Annotated in this window: 1 protein-coding gene; it reads right to left on the reverse strand. The window is 63.2% G+C overall.

Going from position 1 to position 1072, the window contains the following annotated elements; all coding sequences use genetic code 11:
- Positions 1 to 5 precede the first annotated feature (5 nt).
- Positions 6 to 980, reverse strand: coding sequence for an IS481 family transposase (locus BMX78_RS22640; RefSeq protein ID WP_091424874.1), 975 nt, complete (start codon positions 978 to 980; stop codon positions 6 to 8).
- Positions 981 to 1072: the final 92 nt, after the last annotated feature.

Consider the following 1072-nt stretch of genomic DNA (forward strand, 5'->3'; position numbering starts at 1 on the left):
TGTACTCAGCCAGTAGGTTGGTTGCACCTGCTGATGGGTGGTTTGCCTCCGAGGCTGCCGTGTGGCCGGTGGTTGTTGTAGAAGTTTAGCCATGGCTGCAGGGCGTCGGTGCGTGCTTGGTTTGAGGTGAAGGGTTGCCGGTAGGCCCATCCTTCCTGCAGTGTGCGGTTGAAGCGTTCTGCTTTACCGTTCTGCCAGGGATGGCGGGGCTTGATCAGGATGTGTTTGGCGCCTAGTGCAGCAAGTGCGTTCTGGAAATCGCGGGAGAGCCGGTAGGCGAAGGCGTTGTCGGTCATGACGCGTTTGACCGGTGCACCATTGGCCGCCATAGCTGCCGCGGCCCGAGTGAGGAACCCGGCGCAGGTTGGGCCTTTCTCGTCGGGCAGGACCTCGGCGTAGGCGAAACGGGAGTGGTCATCAACGGCCACGTGTACGTAATCGAAACCGACCCTTTCGTGGCCGGTGGCATGGTTGCGGGCGGACTGTTTCGGGTCCGCCCGCCATCCGCCGCCATCTGGGATCCTGCCGAGCTTCTTCACGTCGATATGGATCATGTCGCCCGGAGTGTCGCGTTCGTAGCGGCGGTCGGTGGCGCGTGAAGCACGAATCCGTTCCCCGGTCACGGGGTCCAGGTCCCACAGCCTGGGCATCCCGCCGCGGGCCAGAATGCGTGAGACAGTCCGGGCGCTGGTGCCGCAGCGCAGGGCCAAGTCCATCGGGCCCTCGCGGTGTTCCACGCGTTGAGTTAGGACATCGGCAACGACTTCCGGCGGGGTGGCGTGCGGGCAGGACCTCGGACGGGAGCTGCGGTCCTCAAGCCCGTCCCAGCCCTGGATTTTGTACCGGCTGATCCAGCGATGGGCGCAGGTCCGCGAGACGCCCATTTCCTTCGCGACGTGGGCTACGGGACGGCCGGCAAGGACGCGCTCGACGAGGATGCGCCTACCGTTTGGAGTCAGGCGGGCATTACGGTGGGACATGAAGACCTCTTAGTCGTTGGCTGTGTGTGGTAACCACCAACCTAAGAGGTCTTCACCTATTCACGATGTAACCAACGTCCTGACTTAGTACA

The organism is Arthrobacter sp. OV608, from assembly GCA_900110595.1.
GTDB lineage: Bacteria > Actinomycetota > Actinomycetes > Actinomycetales > Micrococcaceae > Arthrobacter.